General features: G+C 59.2%; 14 protein-coding genes. 6 read left to right on the plus strand and 8 right to left on the minus strand.

The annotated features are described in order from the left end of the window. Both ribB and GSQ81_RS01250 read right to left on the minus strand, forming a co-directional pair. Nucleotides 1–1,140, minus strand: a complete 1,140-nt coding sequence (ribB, locus tag GSQ81_RS01245) for a 3,4-dihydroxy-2-butanone-4-phosphate synthase (RefSeq protein WP_158908933.1) — start codon at nucleotides 1,138–1,140, stop codon at nucleotides 1–3. A 96-nt stretch (nucleotides 1,141–1,236) separates the two neighbouring features. Next, nucleotides 1,237–1,464, minus strand: coding sequence for a hypothetical protein (locus tag GSQ81_RS01250; protein WP_020713518.1), 228 nt, complete (start codon nucleotides 1,462–1,464; stop codon nucleotides 1,237–1,239). 397 nt (nucleotides 1,465–1,861) lie between these two features. Between GSQ81_RS01250 and GSQ81_RS01255 the strand changes: the two genes are divergently transcribed. From GSQ81_RS01255 to GSQ81_RS01265, 3 genes are all read left to right on the plus strand, one after another. Next, nucleotides 1,862–2,611, plus strand: coding sequence for a glucose 1-dehydrogenase (locus GSQ81_RS01255; protein ID WP_158908934.1), 750 nt, complete (start codon nucleotides 1,862–1,864; stop codon nucleotides 2,609–2,611). A 163-nt stretch (nucleotides 2,612–2,774) separates the two neighbouring features. After that, nucleotides 2,775–4,775 carry a glycosyltransferase family 39 protein gene (locus tag GSQ81_RS01260; RefSeq protein ID WP_158908935.1) on the plus strand — a complete coding sequence of 667 codons (2,001 nt, stop codon included), beginning with the start codon at nucleotides 2,775–2,777 and terminating at the stop codon, nucleotides 4,773–4,775. A gap of 78 nt (nucleotides 4,776–4,853) precedes the next feature. After that, nucleotides 4,854–7,277, plus strand: a complete 2,424-nt coding sequence (locus GSQ81_RS01265) for a RecQ family ATP-dependent DNA helicase (protein WP_158908936.1) — start codon at nucleotides 4,854–4,856, stop codon at nucleotides 7,275–7,277. A 21-nt stretch (nucleotides 7,278–7,298) separates the two neighbouring features. On the opposite strand, the gene dgt is transcribed toward GSQ81_RS01265, so the two are convergent. The 5 genes from dgt to GSQ81_RS01290 form a co-directional block, all read right to left on the minus strand. Further along, nucleotides 7,299–8,441, minus strand: a complete 1,143-nt coding sequence (gene dgt, locus GSQ81_RS01270; RefSeq protein WP_158908937.1) for a dGTP triphosphohydrolase — start codon at nucleotides 8,439–8,441, stop codon at nucleotides 7,299–7,301. Between the two features lie 34 nt (nucleotides 8,442–8,475). Beyond that, a complete protein-coding gene (locus GSQ81_RS01275) occupies nucleotides 8,476–10,560 on the minus strand; it encodes a tetratricopeptide repeat protein (RefSeq protein WP_158908938.1) in 2,085 nt (694 codons plus the stop codon). Nucleotides 10,561–10,705: 145 nt separating this feature from the next. Next, nucleotides 10,706–12,319, minus strand: a complete 1,614-nt coding sequence (purH, locus tag GSQ81_RS01280; protein WP_158908939.1) for a bifunctional phosphoribosylaminoimidazolecarboxamide formyltransferase/IMP cyclohydrolase — start codon at nucleotides 12,317–12,319, stop codon at nucleotides 10,706–10,708. A gap of 34 nt (nucleotides 12,320–12,353) precedes the next feature. Beyond that, nucleotides 12,354–13,292, minus strand: coding sequence for a dihydroorotate dehydrogenase (locus GSQ81_RS01285; RefSeq protein WP_254059925.1), 939 nt, complete (start codon nucleotides 13,290–13,292; stop codon nucleotides 12,354–12,356). Between the two features lie 96 nt (nucleotides 13,293–13,388). Then, a complete protein-coding gene (locus GSQ81_RS01290; RefSeq protein ID WP_158908940.1) occupies nucleotides 13,389–13,616 on the minus strand; it encodes a hypothetical protein in 228 nt (75 codons plus the stop codon). A gap of 146 nt (nucleotides 13,617–13,762) precedes the next feature. Between GSQ81_RS01290 and serS the strand changes: the two genes are divergently transcribed. The 3 genes from serS (at nucleotide 13,763) to GSQ81_RS01305 (ending at nucleotide 16,261) form a co-directional block, all read left to right on the plus strand. Beyond that, complete coding sequence (serS, locus tag GSQ81_RS01295) at nucleotides 13,763–15,091, plus strand: serine--tRNA ligase (protein ID WP_158908941.1); 1,329 nt, start codon at nucleotides 13,763–13,765, stop codon at nucleotides 15,089–15,091. A 4-nt stretch (nucleotides 15,092–15,095) separates the two neighbouring features. After that, entirely contained in the window at nucleotides 15,096–15,476 is a 381-nt protein-coding gene (locus tag GSQ81_RS01300; RefSeq protein ID WP_158908942.1) for a hypothetical protein, read from the plus strand. Nucleotides 15,477–15,544: 68 nt separating this feature from the next. After that, a complete protein-coding gene (locus GSQ81_RS01305; protein WP_254059926.1) occupies nucleotides 15,545–16,261 on the plus strand; it encodes an outer membrane lipoprotein-sorting protein in 717 nt (238 codons plus the stop codon). On the opposite strand, the gene GSQ81_RS01310 is transcribed toward GSQ81_RS01305, so the two are convergent. After that, nucleotides 16,224–17,624, minus strand: coding sequence for a glycosyltransferase family 39 protein (locus GSQ81_RS01310; protein ID WP_158908943.1), 1,401 nt, complete (start codon nucleotides 17,622–17,624; stop codon nucleotides 16,224–16,226). The genes GSQ81_RS01305 and GSQ81_RS01310 overlap by 38 nt on opposite strands. Nucleotide 17,625 lies beyond the last annotated feature (1 nt).

Raw genomic sequence — 17,625 nt, forward strand, 5'->3', positions numbered from 1 at the left:
CTAAACTTCGACCCCAAGCGGCACCGGAACCTGCTCCACGATCTCGATTCCGAAGCCCTGCAAGGCAGGCACATGAGTCGGCGTATTGGTCAGCAGACGGATCTTGTGAATTCCCAGATCGGACAAGATCTGGCCACCCAGACCGACCTGCCGCAGTGTCCGCTGTGTCTTGTCGTCGCCGCGATCCCGCGAGCGATCCCGATGCAGCACTATCCGCGCCGGGATGGTTCCGCGATCGATGCCAAACCCTTTGGTTCCGTTGTGCAGGTACACCAGAGCGCCGCGGCCGGCTTCGGCGATGAGGCGCAGCGAGTTCTCGACCACCGCCCTGCAATCGCACATCGAGGTCGAAAACACGTCGCCCGCCAGGCAGTGCGTATGCACGCGAACCGTTACCGGTTCTTCACCAGTTACATCGCCGTAGACCAGCGCTACGTGCGATTCTCCGCCCTCAACCTCGCTCTCATAGGCGATCATGCGAAACTCGCCATGCGCCGTCGGTAGCATCGACTCAGCCACGCGATGAATGTACCGCTCGTTCTGCAGCCGGTAGCGAATCAGGTCGGCCACCGTCACCATCTTCAACCCATGCAACTCGCAGAACTTGATCAGATCTGGAACCCGTGCCATGGTCCCGTCTTCGTTCATGATCTCGCAGATCACCCCAGCGGTGATCAGTCCGGCCATCCGCGCCAGATCGACCGAAGCCTCGGTCTGCCCTGCGCGCACCAGAACGCCGCCCTTACGCGCACGAAGAGGAAAGACATGCCCGGGCCGGGCCAGATCCTGCGCCGTAGAGGCCGGATTGATCGCCACACGAATCGTATGTGCCCGGTCGGCGGCGGAGATTCCTGTGGTCACGCCCTCGCGAGCTTCGATGCTCTCGGTAAATGCAGTGCCGAACCGCGACGTGTTCTCCTGCGTCATCGGCCCTAGCCGCAGATAGTCCGCTCGCTCCTCGGTCAAGGTCAGGCAGATCAAGCCTCGGCCAAACCGCGCCATAAAGTTGATGGCTTCGGGCGTGACAAACTCCGCCGCCAGCGTCAGATCGCCTTCATTCTCGCGGTCCTCGTCGTCGACGACCACCACCATCCGTCCAGCCCGTATCTCAGCAACAGCCTCGGCAACATCGGCAAACATAGCAGCCTCCAATACTTTCGACTCAACTCATCATACGTTCGACGCAAAAAGAAACGCCGCCATTTGCAGGCGGCGCTCATCGCTCCAGATTATTGCTTACAGAGTCGACTCAATCTCAAATCCCCACGCTTCCAACAGCGCCTCGGGAATGTACTTCGAATTCTTGTTCCGCCGGGCCCACTCACGCAGCCTGGTCGACCGGATGTACTGGTCGGGGGTCAATTTGAATTCCTTTACAACCTGCTCGAACGACGTAACCGTTGGCACCACTGGCCCTATCGGCTCAGGCTTGCCCCAGTTTGGATTTCCGCGACGCTTTGCCATATCTGTTCAGTACCTCTTCCAGGATATCTAGATGATCCCCCGCTCTTCGCACGGCGGTTTAAGGGAATTTGACGCTGTACTCATTCTATGGCATTTATGCCCATAAATCAAGCATTTCCTTGCCTCCGGAAAGCTGTAGATCCAGAAAAACGCTGCTTCGGAGCAAACCTGTTCCTGTCACCCCCTCGTCTATCCAGCGATGCTGGAATCATCCCTTCTCGACGACAGAACCTGCCGAGAGGCAATCATCCCCCTCAATGGGATTTCGCGAGCGATTCACACCCGAATAGGCGCTTGGGGACGCAGATTAGTTTTCCTCAGCCATACTGAATCCTTCTTCGATCGCCCCACATCTATTCGATGGTTGTCGAAATATCAATTTATGGAGCGTAAAGAGATGAGCAAGCTGGCAGGCAAAGTAGCAGTCGTAACCGGAGCGTCCAAAGGCATTGGCGCAGGCATCGCAAAGGGTCTCGCAGCGGAGGGCGCATCCGTCGTGGTCAACTACGCCTCCAGTAGACAAGGCGCAGATAGGGTTGTTGCCGAAATCACCGGCAAGGGCGGCAAGGCCATCGCCGTACAGGGCGACGTGGCCAAAGCTGCGGACGTTAAGCGCATCTTTGCCGAGACGAAAAAGACCTTCGGCAAACTGGACATTCTCGTCAACAACGCTGGCGTCTACCAGTTCACGCCGCTCGAAGAGATCACCGAGGAGATCTTCCACCGTCAATTCAACACCAACGTGCTCGGCCTTCTTCTTGCCACGCAGGAAGCCGCAAAGCACTTCGGCCCCGAGGGCGGAAATATCATCAACATCAGCTCGACGGTGACTGCGCTTAACCCGCCGGCATCGGCGATCTACACGGCCACCAAGGGCGCGGTCGATTCCATCACCCACGTCCTCGCCAAGGAACTCAGCCCCAGAAAGATCCGCGTCAACGCCATCAACCCCGGGCTGGTCGAGACCGAAGGCGTCCACACAGCTGGCTTCCTCGGAACCGACTTCCAGAAGCAGCTTGAGACACAGACTCCTCTCGGCAGGATTGGTCAGCCCGACGACATCACTCCCGTCGCGGTGTTTCTGGCCTCGTCTGACTCAGGCTGGATCACCGGGGAGACGCTGCTGGTCTCAGGCGGTCTTCGCTAAAGCCAATACTGACCACTGCAAGGTTCAGAGACGATTGCCCCAGCCGTCACATCGACTGGGGCAATCGTCGTTTTCACCGCAGTTATTTTCAAAGACTCCATTCAAACGTTTTATGCTTGTTCGCGAAGCTATAAGAGCAACTTCACGGTCGAGGATTCCTTGAATGAATGGAAGTGTAGAGAGTCGCAGCAGAACAACCATCTTCTGCATCGCGCTCGCATTGCTGCTTGTGCTGGTCTGCCAGCTTGCATACACCAGCCGCACAAATTCCATCTCCTGGGACGAGGGTCACCACCTCTTCGACGGCTACAACATCCTGAAGCAACATGACTACGGCCTCAACCCCGAGGTGCCGCCGCTGGTCAAGATGGTCGCGGCAGCGCCTCTGCTGCGAATGCATCTGGTTGTGCCGCCTCTGCAGGGACGTTCTGAACAGACCGAAGCCTTTCTCGACGGAAAGGACTTCGTGTTTCACAATGATGCCGACAAGCTGCTCTTTCGCGCGCGCATGGCTGTCTCCGTCTTTATGATCGGCCTCGCGATCTGCGTCTTCTTTGCCGCTTATGAGATGTTCGGCCCTGTCGCGGGACTTCTGGCCCTCGCCTTTCTGGTCTTCGATCCGAACTTTTTGGCGCACGGCGCCCTGGTTACGACCGACGCTGCCATCTCCTGCTGCATCTTTCTCGCACTCTATCTTGCCTATCGTTATGCAAAGCAGCCCACGCCTGCCCGACTCCTGCTTGTGGGGCTGGCAACCGGTCTGGCTATGGCAGCAAAGTTCACGGGGATACTTATTCTTCCGATGCTGGTGCTGCTTGTTCTCGGAGAGGCATTCAGCGCTCGCGACTGGCGGCTGTTCGTTCGCCGCATCGTGGCTCTGGTCGTCGTGGGCGCCGTCTCATTCGGTATCCTCTGGTCGTTCTATGGATTTCGTTATAGCGCTCGTCCGGCAGGCCGCACGCTGAATCCCCCGCTCGCTGACTACCTTAAGGGACTGCCCAGCCAGCAGGACACCCACCACCTTGCTCTGTTGGCGCGCATGCACATTCTGCCTGAGGCGTATATCTTTGGCCTTGCCAACACCAAGATCACCGAGTTCGCCGATACCAGTTACTTCTTCGGCCATATCTACCGGCATGGCACATGGCTCTACTTCCCTGCCGCGTTTGTCATCAAATCCACCCTTCCGTTTCTTCTGCTGCTGGTGGTTGCCGTTGCGCTCATCGCAACTGGACGGCTGAAGCGGCGTCGCGAGCTTTACTTTCTGCTCATCCCGCCTGCGCTCTTTTTTGCCGTGGCCATGCACTCCACCATGGACATCGGACATAGGCATATCCTGCCCATCTACCCGTTTCTCTATGTGCTGATCGCTGCTGCTGCCGCCTCGCTCATTCGGAGGAACCGGCGATGGAGCTATGCCATTGCAGCGCTTCTTCTCTGGCAAATCGCTACCTCAACGCGAGTGGCGCCCGCATACATGGCTTACGCGAACGAGGCCTGGGGTGGCCCGTCGTCGCTGCACAAATATCTCGGCGACGCCAACACCGACTGGGGCCAGCAGCTCAAGGCAGCTAAAAAGTATCTCGACAGCCGAGGCATCAAAAATTGCTGGTTTGCCTACTTCGCCGATGGAGTCGTTGACACCAGCTACTACGGCATCCCCTGCAAACGCCTGCCTACTGTAGAAAACACTCTCTGGCTCAATCTGCCCATGGACGTTCCTCCGGAGATCGACGGTCCCGTTCTCATTAGCGATGGCGTTCTGGCCGGCATCGACTATGGGCAAGGCGCGCTCAATCCCTACCAGCAGTTCCGCAGTCTTCGCCCTACAGCAGCGATTGATTATGGCCTGTTCGTCTACGACGGCCACTTCAAGGTTCCTCTCGCCTACGCGCTGGCAGAGACACAACACACCCAGAACCTGGTTGAAGCAGGTCATATTGACCAGGCACTCCCCGCGGTCCAGCAGGCAGCCACATTCGCGCCCGACTCCGTCACCGTGCAGGTGTCGCTCGGCGATGTGCTGATGAAGCTGCATCACACTCAGGAAGCCGAAACGCATTATCAGCAAGCTCTCCACTCTGCACAAACGATAGAGCCTGAACTTCAGGCAGACTCAGTTCCAATGATCGAGGCCAAACTTGCGACAGCCCGCAGTCACTGATCGCACACAGCTCCAGGTATCGAGCATCCGTTGCATCACTACGCGCGAGGCAAAGAATATGCGAAGATAGCCAAGCGCATGGAATCCGAATCACCAGATCTCGCAGCCCTTCTTCACCGGACCTTCGGCTTCCCTGCCTTCCGCGCCAATCAGGAGGCTGTCTGCCGCGCCGCCACCGATGGACGCGACGTTCTTCTGGTCATGCCGACCGGAGCCGGAAAAAGCCTCTGCTATCAACTTCCCGCCATCGCTCGCGGAGGCACAGCGTTGGTCATCAGCCCGCTCATCGCGCTGATGGACGACCAGGCCGCCAAGCTCTCCGCCCTCGGCCTCCGTGTCGCTCGCATCCACTCCGGCCTCAGCCGCGAGGACTCGCGCCAGGCCTGCCGCGACTACCTTGACGGCACCCTGCAATTCCTCTTCATCGCCCCCGAGCGAATGCGCGTGCCCGGTTTCCCCGAGATGCTGGCGAAAAAGAAGCCAGCGCTGATCGCCATCGACGAGGCCCACTGCATCTCGCAATGGGGACACGACTTCCGCCCTGACTATCGCACCCTCGGCGACTACCTCCCCGCGTTGCGGCCTGCCCCGGTCATTGCGCTCACTGCCACTGCCACGCCGACCGTCCAAAAAGATATCGCAACGCAGCTCCAGCTTCACCAACCGGCTCTCTTCATTCACGGCTTTCGCCGCCACAACCTCGCCATCGAGGTGGTCGAGATGTCGAAGCCACGGCGCAAAGAGTTCACCGCTGATCTCCTCAAGTCAGCCGCCAACCGCCCAGCCATCGTCTACGCGCCCAGCCGCAAAGCCGCCGATGAGCTGGCCTCTGCGCTCGGCAAAAGCGCCGCGGCGTACCATGCCGGACTCGAGCCCAGCGTGCGCGAGCGAGTTCAGCGTCACTTTCTCTCGGGAGAGTTGGAGGTGGTCGTCGCCACCATCGCCTTCGGTATGGGCATCGACAAGGCGGACGTCCGCACCGTCGTCCACATCGCCTTGCCCGGCAGCGTCGAAGCCTACTACCAGGAGATCGGCCGCGCTGGTCGCGATGGTCTCCCCAGCCGCACCGTGCTGCTGCACTCCTACGCCGACCGCAAGATGCACGACTTCTTCCTCGAGCGCGACTACCCTGCGCCCACCGAGCTGGCTCGCGTGGCCAACGTCCTCAACGACGAATACCAGATGCCCGACATCCTTCGTCAACGGCTCAAGATGGATGTGGAGAGCTTCAACCGCACCGCTGAAAAACTTGTCTCCCAGGGCGCAGCGGCTTTCGATATCGCAGGCAACATCCGCTCTACCGGCCAGACCAACTGGCGCTCCAGCTACGACACACAGCTCGCCTTCCGCCGCAGTCAGATCGACCGCATGGTCGCCTTCGCCGAATCTCCGCAGTGCCGCATGTCTGCCCTCGTCCAACACTTCGGCGATACCGCCGACGGTCTCCGCCCCTGCGGCCATTGCGATTTCTGCTCGCCCGAACGAGCCACCGCACAGACTTATCGCCCACCAACCTCGCTGGAAGAACGCCAACTCCGCTCGATCCTTGAATCCCTCGAAGGCGGCTCCGCTAAAGCCACCGGAAAGCTTCACACCGACCTTGCCCTGGGTATCGATCGCAAACAGTTCGATGGCTACCTCGACGCGCTCACCCGCGCTGGCCTCATCGCGATCACTGCTGATACCTTCACCAACTCCGAAGGCACGCTCATCAACTTCAAGCGCGCTTCGCTCACCCACGAAGGCCGCACCCGCGACGAAGGCGACGATTTCAACGTTCTGCTCAAGGACATCACAGACCAAAAACCGTCGAAGTCGCGCACACCGACCACTGGCAAAAAACTCTCCGGCAAAGCAGAGAAAGCCGAGGCCATCGCTGCATATACCCCGGCGCAAAAAGACCTCGACCAACGCCTCCGCGAGTGGCGCAAAGTCGAGGCCGCCAAGACCGGTAAACCCGCCTTCATGGTCTTCTCCGATGCCATTCTCACCGCCATCGTGCAGGAGAGTCCCACCACAATCTCAGCTCTCCTTGGCATCTCCGGCATTGGCCCGGAAAAAGCCGACCGCTACGGAGCTGCTGTCGTCGCTCTCTGTACCTCAAGGCCGGTTCCGGCTGAGTACGGCGCCCTCGATAAACCGAAGCCAGCTCGTTCCTCTCAGTTACAGCTCAAGGCCGGCTCGCCAGTGACACGAATCAGCAAAAAGATTTCGACAGAAGAGCCAGTCGAAACCTTCCAGCGTCCACGCGCTGTCCCCGCTGAACCAGCCGAATCCCTTACACCCGCGCAGCAGGAACTCGACCATCAGCTTCGCGAATGGCGCAAGGTTGAGGCGGAAAAGCTTGGTCTTCCGCAATTTTTCGTTCTTGGCTCTTCCGCTCTGCGCGGCATCGTCCTGCAGCGCCCCCAGACCCTCGCCCAATTGAAGACGATCAGCGGCATCGGCGCGGAAAAAACGGAGCGCTTTGGCCCGGCGATTATCGAAGTCTGCAAAGCTTGAAAACACTTTGCTTATTTTTCTTTATCGCCGAACCACTCGTTTGATCTGCGCATATTGCTGCAGGATGAAGCTGTCGGTCATTCCCGCAATATAGTCTGCGATAACCCGCGCCAGGCCTTCTTCCGCGATATCGTCGAAGTGCCCCTGCGGCAGCTCCTCCGGATCGTTGATCCAGTAGTTGAATAGCGCCGTCACAACCTCTTCTGCTTTGTCGTGCTCGTTTTCGAGTGTCTCGCAGGTGTAGAGCGTGTCGTAAAGATATCGCTTCTCCTGCAAGCGCTCAGCCTCTGCCTGCGGCGAAAAGACAGCGAGCCGGTCCGAGCATCGGCGTATGTCCTCAAGGCTTTCCGCGCCAAGCGCTTCGACGTTCTGCTTTGTCGTCGCGATCAGGTCGTCCGTCAGAATGTTCTGCATCAACTGTAGCGCTTCGTTGAACAGATATTTTTCTTCTACGCCGGCATGTTGTTCTTCAACCGCTCGATAGCACCTTGCCAGAATGTCGACATGCTCGCGAATGTGGCCAATTGACAGTAGCCCCGACTCAACGCCATCGTCGAGGTCAGCGGTCAGGTAAGCGATCTCATCTGCAAGATCGATCAACTGGGCCTCAAGCGGCGGCCTCTGATCCAGCATGTATTCTGCCAGTTCCGGGTAGTCTCCAACGCTATAGTCGCGCGAGTGCTTGATGATTCCCTCGCGGACGCCGAGCGTAAGATTCAGGCCGCGATGCGCCGCATAGCGCTGCTCGAAATGCTCAACGATACGCAGCGCGTGGAGATTGTGATCGAACCGTCGCCCATGACTGCGTAGGCATCGGTCGAGCGCTCGCTCTCCCGCATGGCCAAAAGGGGGATGCCCGATATCGTGGACCAGCGCCAGCGTCTCAGTAAGATCTTCGTTCAACCCCAGCGTCGAAGCGCATAGCCGCGCAATCTGCGCGACTTCCATCGTATGAGTCAGGCGGCTGCGAAAGTGGTCCGAGGCCCGGCTGGTAAATACCTGCGTCTTGCCTGCAAGCCGGCGAAAGGCGCGGGCCTGCACAATTCGTTCCCGGTCACGCTGAAAAGGAGTCCGCGAAGGCCGCAGCGGCGCAGGATAGACGCGCTCCATCAGCGGATCGTCAGGCCCTCCGGCGACCGCATAACGATGCAGTTTGGTAGACATGGTCAGGTTCGAGTGTAACGGAAGACAGTAGCTTTTACTTCGCGGGTGCTGGCGAAAGCTTGGCCAGTTTCACACGCGCATTTTCGAGCTTATGCTGCACCTTCGCAACGTCCGTAGGATCTGCATCCGCAGGCAGCGAGTGCGCATACTCCGTCATCGATCGCTCCCACTGCGTGACCGCCAGCTTCAGCTTGCCGGTCTTCTCATAGACCTCGCCCAGATGGTCATGGACGGTCGGGTCTGTGCTCATGCGCTCCATCGCCTTGCGCAGATTCACCTCTGCCAGGTCATATTGACCGGACTTGAAGTAAGCCCATCCCAGCGAGTCAAGATACGCGCCGTTCTGGGGATCGAGATCGACTGCCTTGCGAATCATGGCCAAGGCCTCAGGTAGCTTGACTCCGCGGTCTGCAAGCATGTAGCCGAGATAGTTCAGGATCGTCGCATTCTGCGGATCGATGGCCAACGCCTTATGGAATTCGGTCTCGGCCTCGTCATAGTGTTTCTGCCGGTCGGCCAATACTCCCCGAAGAAAATACACATACAGCTTCTCGTCGGGCTTCGTGGACAATCCTGAAGCACTGTCGAGCGCCGCAGCCGCATCCGGCCAGCGCTTCAGCCGGGTATAGATCTGCGTCAAGGAAAGATAGGTGTCTCTGTCATCCGGAGTTGTCGCTGTGGGCGAAAGCTGGGCCTTCGCCAGCGCGATTCCCTGATCGACCTGGCCGGTATCGGCAAGTTGTCCGGCATACATCAACTGCGTCGCCTGGTCCTTGGGCGCAGCCTTGGCTGCTGCGGCGGCTGCGACGGTGGCATCTTTCCACTGGTGAGCGTCACGATACGCATCCACCTGTCCCTGATAGCCACCCTTAGCATACTCCCCGCCCAGGTCCACCATCTGCTTGTAGGCAGCAACGGCCTCTGCCGTCTTGTTCTCTTCCCGGTAGATGATGCCCAGGCGATCAAGAAATATCGCCCGATTTGCCTTCTCCCCATCGCTGTACTTGCCGTCCGGATGAGCCGTGTCAGACACTAGTTTGGTCAGGACCCCGGTAGCATCGTCATACCGCCCGAGCGAATCGTAGATGAGCGCTTCGTTATAGCTCAACTCGAGCGAACTCTGCGCCAGCGGCTTGGCCTTCTCGAGCGTAGCCAGCGCCTGGTCGTAGTTGCCCTGCCTGCGCTCAATCTCTGAGATATGAATCTGCGACGTCGCGTCCTGGGGCTCGGCAGCGACGATTTCATTAAGGACCTTCAACGCTTCATCGAGCTTCCCCTCCATCAACAAAGCATTGGCAAGGCCACGCTCCGTATCCAGATTGCCCGGCTCAAGGTCCAGCGCTCGCTGATAAGCTGCCGCCGCCTCGTGGGGATTTTTTAACTGGTCATACGTTACACCTAGCGCATACTCAACACGCGCACTGCGATCATCGACAGGAACCCCATTCAGCACATCGGCAGCGCGCTTCGCATCGCCCTCATCGCTATAGAGACGCGCCATGTTTAGCGCCACCTCTTCCGAGTTCGCGTCGATCTTCTGCGCTTCCTTGAACTGCGCCTCTGCCTTGGCCGAATCATGATTCAAGCCGTAAAGCTGACCCAGCAGAAGATGCGTCTCGATGTCCTTGGGCTTTAACTCCGCCAACTTCTCATACTCCGCGATGGCAAGCTTCAGGACCTGCCCCGATTGAGGCGTCTGCATATCGCCAAGCGACCGCAGATAGACCTTGCCCAACAGCTCATGGGCCTCAACGTCATTGGGGTCCTTGGCGAGCCGGTCCTGCGCCGTGCTTACCGCCTCGCGGATTCGCCCGATCTTGAAATACAGGTCAGCCAGACCATCCTGCAACTGCTGTGAGTTGGGATCGGCATTCAACGCCAGCTTGTATTCCTCCACCGCCTGGGTCGCATAGTCCGACCGACCTGCGCTGACCGCCATATCTTCATAGAGATGGGCCAACCCATAGTGGTAGTACGACGAAGCGCGGTCCGGCGTCGAAGATGGGACCGTCGCCGCAGCAGGGGCTTCTGCAAACATCGAATGCGCAGCAAACAAAAGCGCCGCCGCCGGCAGAAGGCGGAACGGGCGAAGGGACGAAGCACGCAAAAACAGGGTCATGTCATGTAACTTTCTGGACTGGCAAAACTCTGGACCGAATCCTTGCGAGACGAAAGACAGTGGTTAGACGGCTCTCCCTGGCGATTGGATGCAGCGCCAGACCGTGCCGTTTGCGAGGCTGGCGCTGATTATATCTGTCTGCCGATCATCCATGCCTGAAGTGCCGGACGCCGGTAAACGCCATCGCTACTCCCAACCGGTTAGCTGCCTCGATCACCTCGGCATCCCGCACCGAGCCGCCTGGCTGAATCACCGCCGTAGCTCCCGCCGTGGCAACCACTTCCAGCCCATCGGCAAACGGAAAAAACGCATCCGAGGCGGCAACCGTCCCCGCCAGCGGCAACACGGCCTTCATCGCTCCAAAACGTGCCGCATCCACGCGGCTCATCTGTCCCGCGCCGATGCCGACCGTCTGTCCATGCCCATCGGCGAACCGCGCATAGACAATCGCATTCGATTTCACGTATTTGCAGATGCTCCACGCGAACAGCAGCGCCCGTAGCTCTTCCGCCGTAGGCTTCCGCTCCGTCACCAACTTCAACTCGGCCTCGCTGACCTTTAGCCGGTCGGCATCCTGCACCAGCAACCCACCCGAAACCTGCTTGAGCACCCGAGGAGTATCTGCCGGAGAAATCTTCACCAGCCGCAGGTTCTTCTTCGCCGCAAAACGCTCCAACGCTCCGACAGTAAACGAAGGCGCAACAATCGCCTCGACAAACAGCTTGGCAATCTCTTCGGCGGCCTCCGCATCCACCTCGCGATTGATCCCGATCACGCCACCAAACGCAGAGACGGGATCGGCTTCGAGCGCCCGCTTGTAAGCCTCCAGCACCGTCGCCCCGGTCGAAGCTCCACAGGGATTGGTGTGCTTGATGATCGCCACCGCCGTCTCATCGAACTCGCTGACGATATCCCAGCAGGCATCGAGATCGACGAGGTTGTTATAGCTGAGTTCCTTACCCTGCAACTGCTCCGCCCCCGCGACGCCTTTGCCGCTGCCATCGACATACAACGCTGCCTTCTGGTGCGGATTCTCCCCATAACGAAGCGTCTTCGCCAGCGGCTCGATCAACCGGATCGCATGCGGCAGTTCCTTCGAAAACACCGCCGCGCCGCCCGGCTCTTCGATGCTCTCGAGCGCCGTGGCAATCCCCGCGTCATAAGCCGCAGTCACCGCAAACGCCTGCTTCGCCAGCCGCCAACGAGTGGCCCGGCTCAAACTGCCCTTGTTGGCTGTCAACTCTTCGGTCAGCAAGCTGTAGTCATCCGCCGAAGTCACAATCGCCACATCGGCGAAGTTCTTCGCCGCCGACCGCACCATCGAAGGGCCGCCGATGTCGATATTTTCGATCACATCGGCAAACGCTACGCCCGGCTTCTGCGAGGTCTTCTCGAAGGCATACAAATTCACCACCACCATATCGATCGGCTCAATCGCATGTTCTGCAACCGATGCCTGATGCTCGGCATTGTCGCGGATAGACAGAATGCCGCCATGCACCTTAGGGTGCAGCGTCTTTACGCGGCCATCCAGCATCTCGGGAAACCCGGTCAGGTCGCTGATATCGCGCACCGGCAGACCCGCCTCACGCAACGCGCGGGCCGTCCCTCCGGTCGATACAAGGTCTACGTTGAACGAGGCAAGCGCACGTGCAAAATCGACAAGGCCGGTCTTGTCGGTCACAGACAGGAGAGCGCGGCGAATAGGGCGAAGGTCGGCAGGAGCGGCTGAGCTGGAAGCGGAAGAATGTTCAATCATCACACTTCTATTATGCTTGACCCGCCGCCTCAAATCACAGCAGCATTCCGCCCGTCAGCGACGACGCCTGCGCCAGCCCATGCGCCGCGCACCAGCGCTTCAGTCCATTGGCAATATTTTCGACCGCCCTCGGATCGGCGTAGCTCGCCGTCCCTACCTGCACCGCCGTCGCCCCGGCCAGCATAAACTCCACCGCATCCTCTGCCCGCACAATCCCACCCATGCCGACAACAGGAATCTTCACCGCCCGTGAAACTTCGTGCACCATCCGCACCGCAATCGGCTTGATCGCCGGTCCAGATAACCCCCCGGTCACATTGGCGATCTTCGGCTTGCGCGTCTTTACGTCAATCGCCAGCGAGACGAACGTATTCACCAGCGAGACGGCATCCGCCCCGCCGTCCTCCGCCACCTTGGCCATCTGCCCGATGTTGGTCACATTCGGCGATAGCTTCACCATCAGCGGACGCTTCGCCGCCGCCTTGCACCGAACCGTCAGCTCATGCAGTAGAGCCGGATCGGTGCCAAACACCATGCCGCCGTGGCTCGTATTCGGACAGCTCGCATTCAGCTCATACATCGCGATGCCCTCGGCGTCATTCAAAGCGCCGATCACCTCAAGGCAGTCCTCAATCGTGAAGCCGAAGACGTTCGCAATCACCACCGCGCCAGCCAGCTTCCGCAACTTGGGCAGCTTCTCCGCGATAAACGGGTGAACCCCCATATTCTGCAAGCCAATGGCGTTCATCATCCCCGCCGCCGTCTCGATGATCCGAGGAGCGGCATTGCCCGCCATCGGCTCCCGCGAAAGCCCCTTGGTCACAAACGCGCCAATGCGCTCGAGCGAGACAATCTCCTCGAACTCGATGCCATAGCCAAACGTCCCACTGGCCGCAATCACCGGCGAGCGCAGCTCCACCCCGGCGATGCTCACCCGCATATCCGGGCCTTTACTGTGTGCAGTCACACTCATCCCGCTATGCCCTTCCATTTCCTTGTTCAGATTCACGCATAAGGTCTAAGCCTAATCGTATTTGGCTTTGCCCCACTGCTCAAATCCGATAGCGAGTCAATTTGAATTTGATTCGATCCTTGCGTGGCTGTGTCGAAAGGCACTGATAATGCCGATAACCAAGAAAATAATCGCCGCCAGGCCAAATACTGCGAAGGCAAGGATGAGACACGCAGTAAAGTCGCCAGCGCATACAACGTCGCCGCGAACAATTGCCCACAAATAGCTGAGAACTGACGCTATGGCGCAAATACCCGAGATTTTCAGCTTAGACACGTCAGCCATATTCTCACTCTTCAATCGACCCCACAAGCTTTTATGTCCCCATTAGGATGAGTTCCGTAAGTCAAGTTTGATCACTCCCGTATGGTTCAAACTGATCCCACCACTCAAAATCCGCATTCACCCCGAGAGACGCTAAAATACTTCTAATGATCGATCTAGGGTTTATGCGGGCGAATCTGCCCCTTGTGGAGGAAAAACTGCGCGCACGGGGCATGGACCCGTCTGCCGCGCTGGGCAATTTTGCCGAAGTAGACCAGCAGCGCCGTGACGCCATCACCCGCGTCGAAACGCTGAAGGCAGAGCGCAACAAGCTCACCACAGAGATCGCTGCCCTGCGCAAGGCTGGCTCCGACGCCACCGCTCAGACCGAGCAGACGCGAACCCTCAAGACAGAAGTCGAGTCACTCGAAGCCACCGCCGCCACGGCCGACGACCGCCTGCGCGAGATGATGCAGACCCTGCCCAATCTGCCGCAGGACTCCGTCCCCCTCGGCAAGTCCGAGCACTACAACCGCGTCGAAAAGACCTGGGGCGAGCAGACCACCTTCAGCTTCCCCGCCAAGCCCCACTGGGAGCTGGGCGAAGCCCTCGGCATCCTCGACTTCAACCGCGCCGCCAAGATCTCCGGCTCTCGCTTCGTCGTCCACTTCGGTCAGGGAGCGCGCCTCGAACGCGCCCTCGCCAACTTCATGCTCGACCTCCACACCAGCGAGCACGGCTACACCGAAGTCCTCCCGCCCTACATGGTCAACTCCAAGTCGCTCTTCGGCACCGGCCAGCTTCCAAAATTCGCCGAAGACCTCTTCCACTGCGACGACAAGGGCGCCTACGTCGCTGGCGAGCTAAACGACTCCGATCACTGGCTCATCCCCACCGCCGAAGTCCCCGTCACCAACCTCTTCCGCGACGAGACCCTCGACGAAGCCCAACTCCCCATCTCCTTCTGCGCCTACACCCCCTGCTTCCGCAGCGAGGCTGGCAGCTACGGCAAAGACGTGCGCGGCATGATCCGTCAGCACCAGTTCCAGAAGGTCGAGCTGGTCAAGTTCGCCAAGCCCGAGAACTCCAACGAAGAGCACGAGCGTCTCACTCGCCACGCCGAGACTGTCCTCGAAAAGCTAGGCCTCCCCTACCGCCGCATGCTGCTCTGCACCGGCGACATGGGCTTCTCCTCGGCCAAGACCTACGACCTCGAGGTCTGGCTCCCCGGCCAGAACCTCTACCGCGAGATCTCCTCCTGCTCCAACTTCGAGGCCTTCCAGGCCCGCCGCGCCAATATCCGCTACCGCCCCACCGGCGCGAAGAAGAGCGAATTTCTGCACACCCTCAACGGCAGCGGCCTCGCCGTCGGGCGCACCTATCTCGCCATCTTGGAAAATTATCAGCAGGCCGACGGCACCATTCGCGTCCCCGACGCGCTCGTCCCCTACATGAACGGTGATACAGTCATCGGCAAGCAGCAAGGCAGGGGCTGACACGATGATCAAACTCTTCCGCAGCTATCTCTTCTGGACCTACGAGCGCGGCAGCTTCCACTATGACGTCATGGTGACGCTGATCCTGCTCTTCCTCTTCGTCGGCCCGAGGTTCATCGACTTCAAGGCCAAGCCGGTCGAGACCATCACCCTCGACCCCAGCGAAGTCATGGTGAAAGAGGCAGGGACGACAGAGGCGGGAAAGATCTTCGTCTACCAAATCCGCGCTCAGGACCTCGCAGGCGCAACTACCGACAGCGAGCGTCAGGCCGCCATCCTCAACGTGATCGACCCGATCTCCGGCCACGTCACCCTCCGGCGCTATGAACCCATCCGTGACGCCAAGGGAAAGATCGTCTCCTATAACGCCTGGGTGCTCCGCTAGCGTCCGATCAGGTCGACAAGCTACCCAATCCCTCGACGAACCATCCAATGACCGGGAGCAATGAACGAATGATGAATTTCCGCCGTGCCGCTACAGCGTTTCTTATCCCTGCCGCCGCGCTCTTGATGACCCCTCTCTCCTCCTTCGCTCAACCCAAGCCAGCCGACCTGAACACCGTCTTGCACGAAATGGACCAGGCAAGCGCCAAATTTAAATCAGCAGAAGCCGACTTTCGTTGGGACATCTACGAGCGTGTGGTCAAAGAGACAACCACGCAGACCGGCACCGCCTACTTCCTCAAAAGCGGTTCGAACCTGCAGATGGGCTTGCAGATCAAGCCCCCTTCAGCCAAATTCGTCGAATACAAAAATGGCAACCTGCAACTCTTCGATCCCGGCTCGGACCACCTCACCATCCTGAGCGCCGGAAATAATCAAGCCCAGTACGAGAGCTTTCTCACGCTCGGCTTCGGTGGCAGCGGTACCGATCTTGCCAAGTCGTGGACCGTCACCGACCTCGGCACTGAACCCATCAACGACGGCTCAAAGATGGTAACCACCACCAAGCTCGATCTGGTCTCAAAAGATCCCAACGTCCGCAACATGGTCAGCCACATCACCATTTGGGTCGATCCCACACGAGCCGTCTCCTTGAAGCAGCAGTTCTTTATGCCGTCGGAAGATCAGCGCACCACCTACTTCACGAATATCCGCTACAACCAGACCGTCAACACCAAGCCTTTCGCCCTTAAGACCGATAAGAAGACAACGGTCGATCGTCGTTAGGGCGCCCAGCGATCACTGCTGCCCAGAGAATAAGCACCGGAAAGAACTCCAGCGTATAGCGCGGCTCGGAGTTGTCGAGCGTCAGCAGTACAGCGCACCGCAGCACCACAAACCCCATCATCGACCACGCCAGCGCGGGGTTTCCATCCCATCCCCGCCTTCGCCATAGCCAGAAGCCGACGCCTCCCAGCACAAGATAGACGAGATTCAGCCCGGCATATCCTGCAGCAAACCAGCTCTTCGCCGGATGCGACCAATGCCACCAGTACAGTGGGATCGGCATCATCTCCGTTCGTGGCCGCAATGCCATGTTCAGCAAGCGGGCCACGGGCAGCGCGACATAATAGCGAAGCGGATCATTATGAATGCGCTCCTCTGCTATCTTTCCGAATTGTCCGTCGACAGCAGCAGTAGCATTATCGGTCTGGTTATAGTCATTCAACAGCGCATCGGTCTGCTGGTATTGCTGCTCAGAATCGAAAGCCCGCGAAGGCACATCGCTGATGTCGATCTCCGCACTGTCATAGTTCCAATACACACTCTCCGTTGAGGCAAAGTCGATGCCCCAGCTCCGATACCATCGCTGAAATCCCAGCGGCACCAGCTCCCCCGGATCGGTGGCGTAGCGCGGAGCCAGCGGCTGAATCACATGAAATGTTCGCCAGTTCCGCACCGCCCACGGCGCCAGCGGAAGCACCATGCACACGGCAACCACCGCCACCGGCCACGCGGATCGCACCCAATCGCGCTCGCGAGAAGAGACCCAAAGCATTGCAGCTAGTACTGCGGCAGCGAGCAATCCCTGCTCTGGCCGCAGGAGCAGCGCATAGGCAAGCGCAAAGGCAATCACCCAGAGCCAGCGGTTCAAGCCGAGCGAGGTCGTACGCCATCGCTCCAATCCATAGAAGGCAATCGCGACACAAGCCAAACTAAGCGTCTCCGTCAAAGGGGCAGCAACATAGTTTGCCGTGAAGGGACACAGGGCGGCCAGCCACAGCGCAACCATCGCTGCACGCCGCCCGAACAAGCGTCCAGCCAGTGCGCTGATCACCAGGCAGGTAAACAGGTCAACGATGCTCTGCACCACCATCACGGCCGTATAGTGCTCCATGCCGAAGACGCGAAAACACGCGGCCAGAAACAGCGGATAGCCCGGCAGTCGAATCAGCGTAGGATGAGGCGCGATGCCTGACCGTGTAAACCCATAGACGCCATGCTCCAGCCAGTTCTTGGCGATGTCGCCATACAACAGCGTATCGCCGTCGATCCGGGCCAGGTGGGCGATAAACCACAGCCGCAGGACAAGCCCCAGCGCCAGCGGCAAAGCCACCCATAGCCATCGCTGTATTCGTCGACGAGTCATG

The organism is Granulicella sp. L56 (assembly GCF_009765835.1).
GTDB lineage: Bacteria > Acidobacteriota > Terriglobia > Terriglobales > Acidobacteriaceae > Edaphobacter.

Bases quoted from the DNA above. Each gene is read 5' to 3' on its own strand.
- GSQ81_RS01285 (WP_254059925.1), bottom strand. From the start codon at position 13,292: ATGAGTGTGACTGCACACAGTAAAGGCCCGGATATGCGGGTGAGCATC.
- GSQ81_RS01250 (WP_020713518.1), bottom strand. From the start codon at position 1,464: ATGGCAAAGCGTCGCGGAAATCCAAACTGGGGCAAGCCTGAGCCGATA.
- GSQ81_RS01265 (WP_158908936.1), top strand. From the start codon at position 4,854: ATGGAATCCGAATCACCAGATCTCGCAGCCCTTCTTCACCGGACCTTC.
- GSQ81_RS01290 (WP_158908940.1), bottom strand. From the start codon at position 13,616: ATGGCTGACGTGTCTAAGCTGAAAATCTCGGGTATTTGCGCCATAGCG.
- GSQ81_RS01260 (WP_158908935.1), top strand. From the start codon at position 2,775: ATGAATGGAAGTGTAGAGAGTCGCAGCAGAACAACCATCTTCTGCATC.
- GSQ81_RS01255 (WP_158908934.1), top strand. From the start codon at position 1,862: ATGAGCAAGCTGGCAGGCAAAGTAGCAGTCGTAACCGGAGCGTCCAAA.
- purH (WP_158908939.1), bottom strand. From the start codon at position 12,319: ATGATTGAACATTCTTCCGCTTCCAGCTCAGCCGCTCCTGCCGACCTT.
- serS (WP_158908941.1), top strand. From the start codon at position 13,763: ATGATCGATCTAGGGTTTATGCGGGCGAATCTGCCCCTTGTGGAGGAA.
- dgt (WP_158908937.1), bottom strand. From the start codon at position 8,441: ATGTCTACCAAACTGCATCGTTATGCGGTCGCCGGAGGGCCTGACGAT.
- GSQ81_RS01300 (WP_158908942.1), top strand. From the start codon at position 15,096: ATGATCAAACTCTTCCGCAGCTATCTCTTCTGGACCTACGAGCGCGGC.
- GSQ81_RS01305 (WP_254059926.1), top strand. From the start codon at position 15,545: ATGATGAATTTCCGCCGTGCCGCTACAGCGTTTCTTATCCCTGCCGCC.
- ribB (WP_158908933.1), bottom strand. From the start codon at position 1,140: ATGTTTGCCGATGTTGCCGAGGCTGTTGCTGAGATACGGGCTGGACGG.
- GSQ81_RS01275 (WP_158908938.1), bottom strand. From the start codon at position 10,560: ATGACCCTGTTTTTGCGTGCTTCGTCCCTTCGCCCGTTCCGCCTTCTG.
- GSQ81_RS01310 (WP_158908943.1), bottom strand. From the start codon at position 17,624: ATGACTCGTCGACGAATACAGCGATGGCTATGGGTGGCTTTGCCGCTG.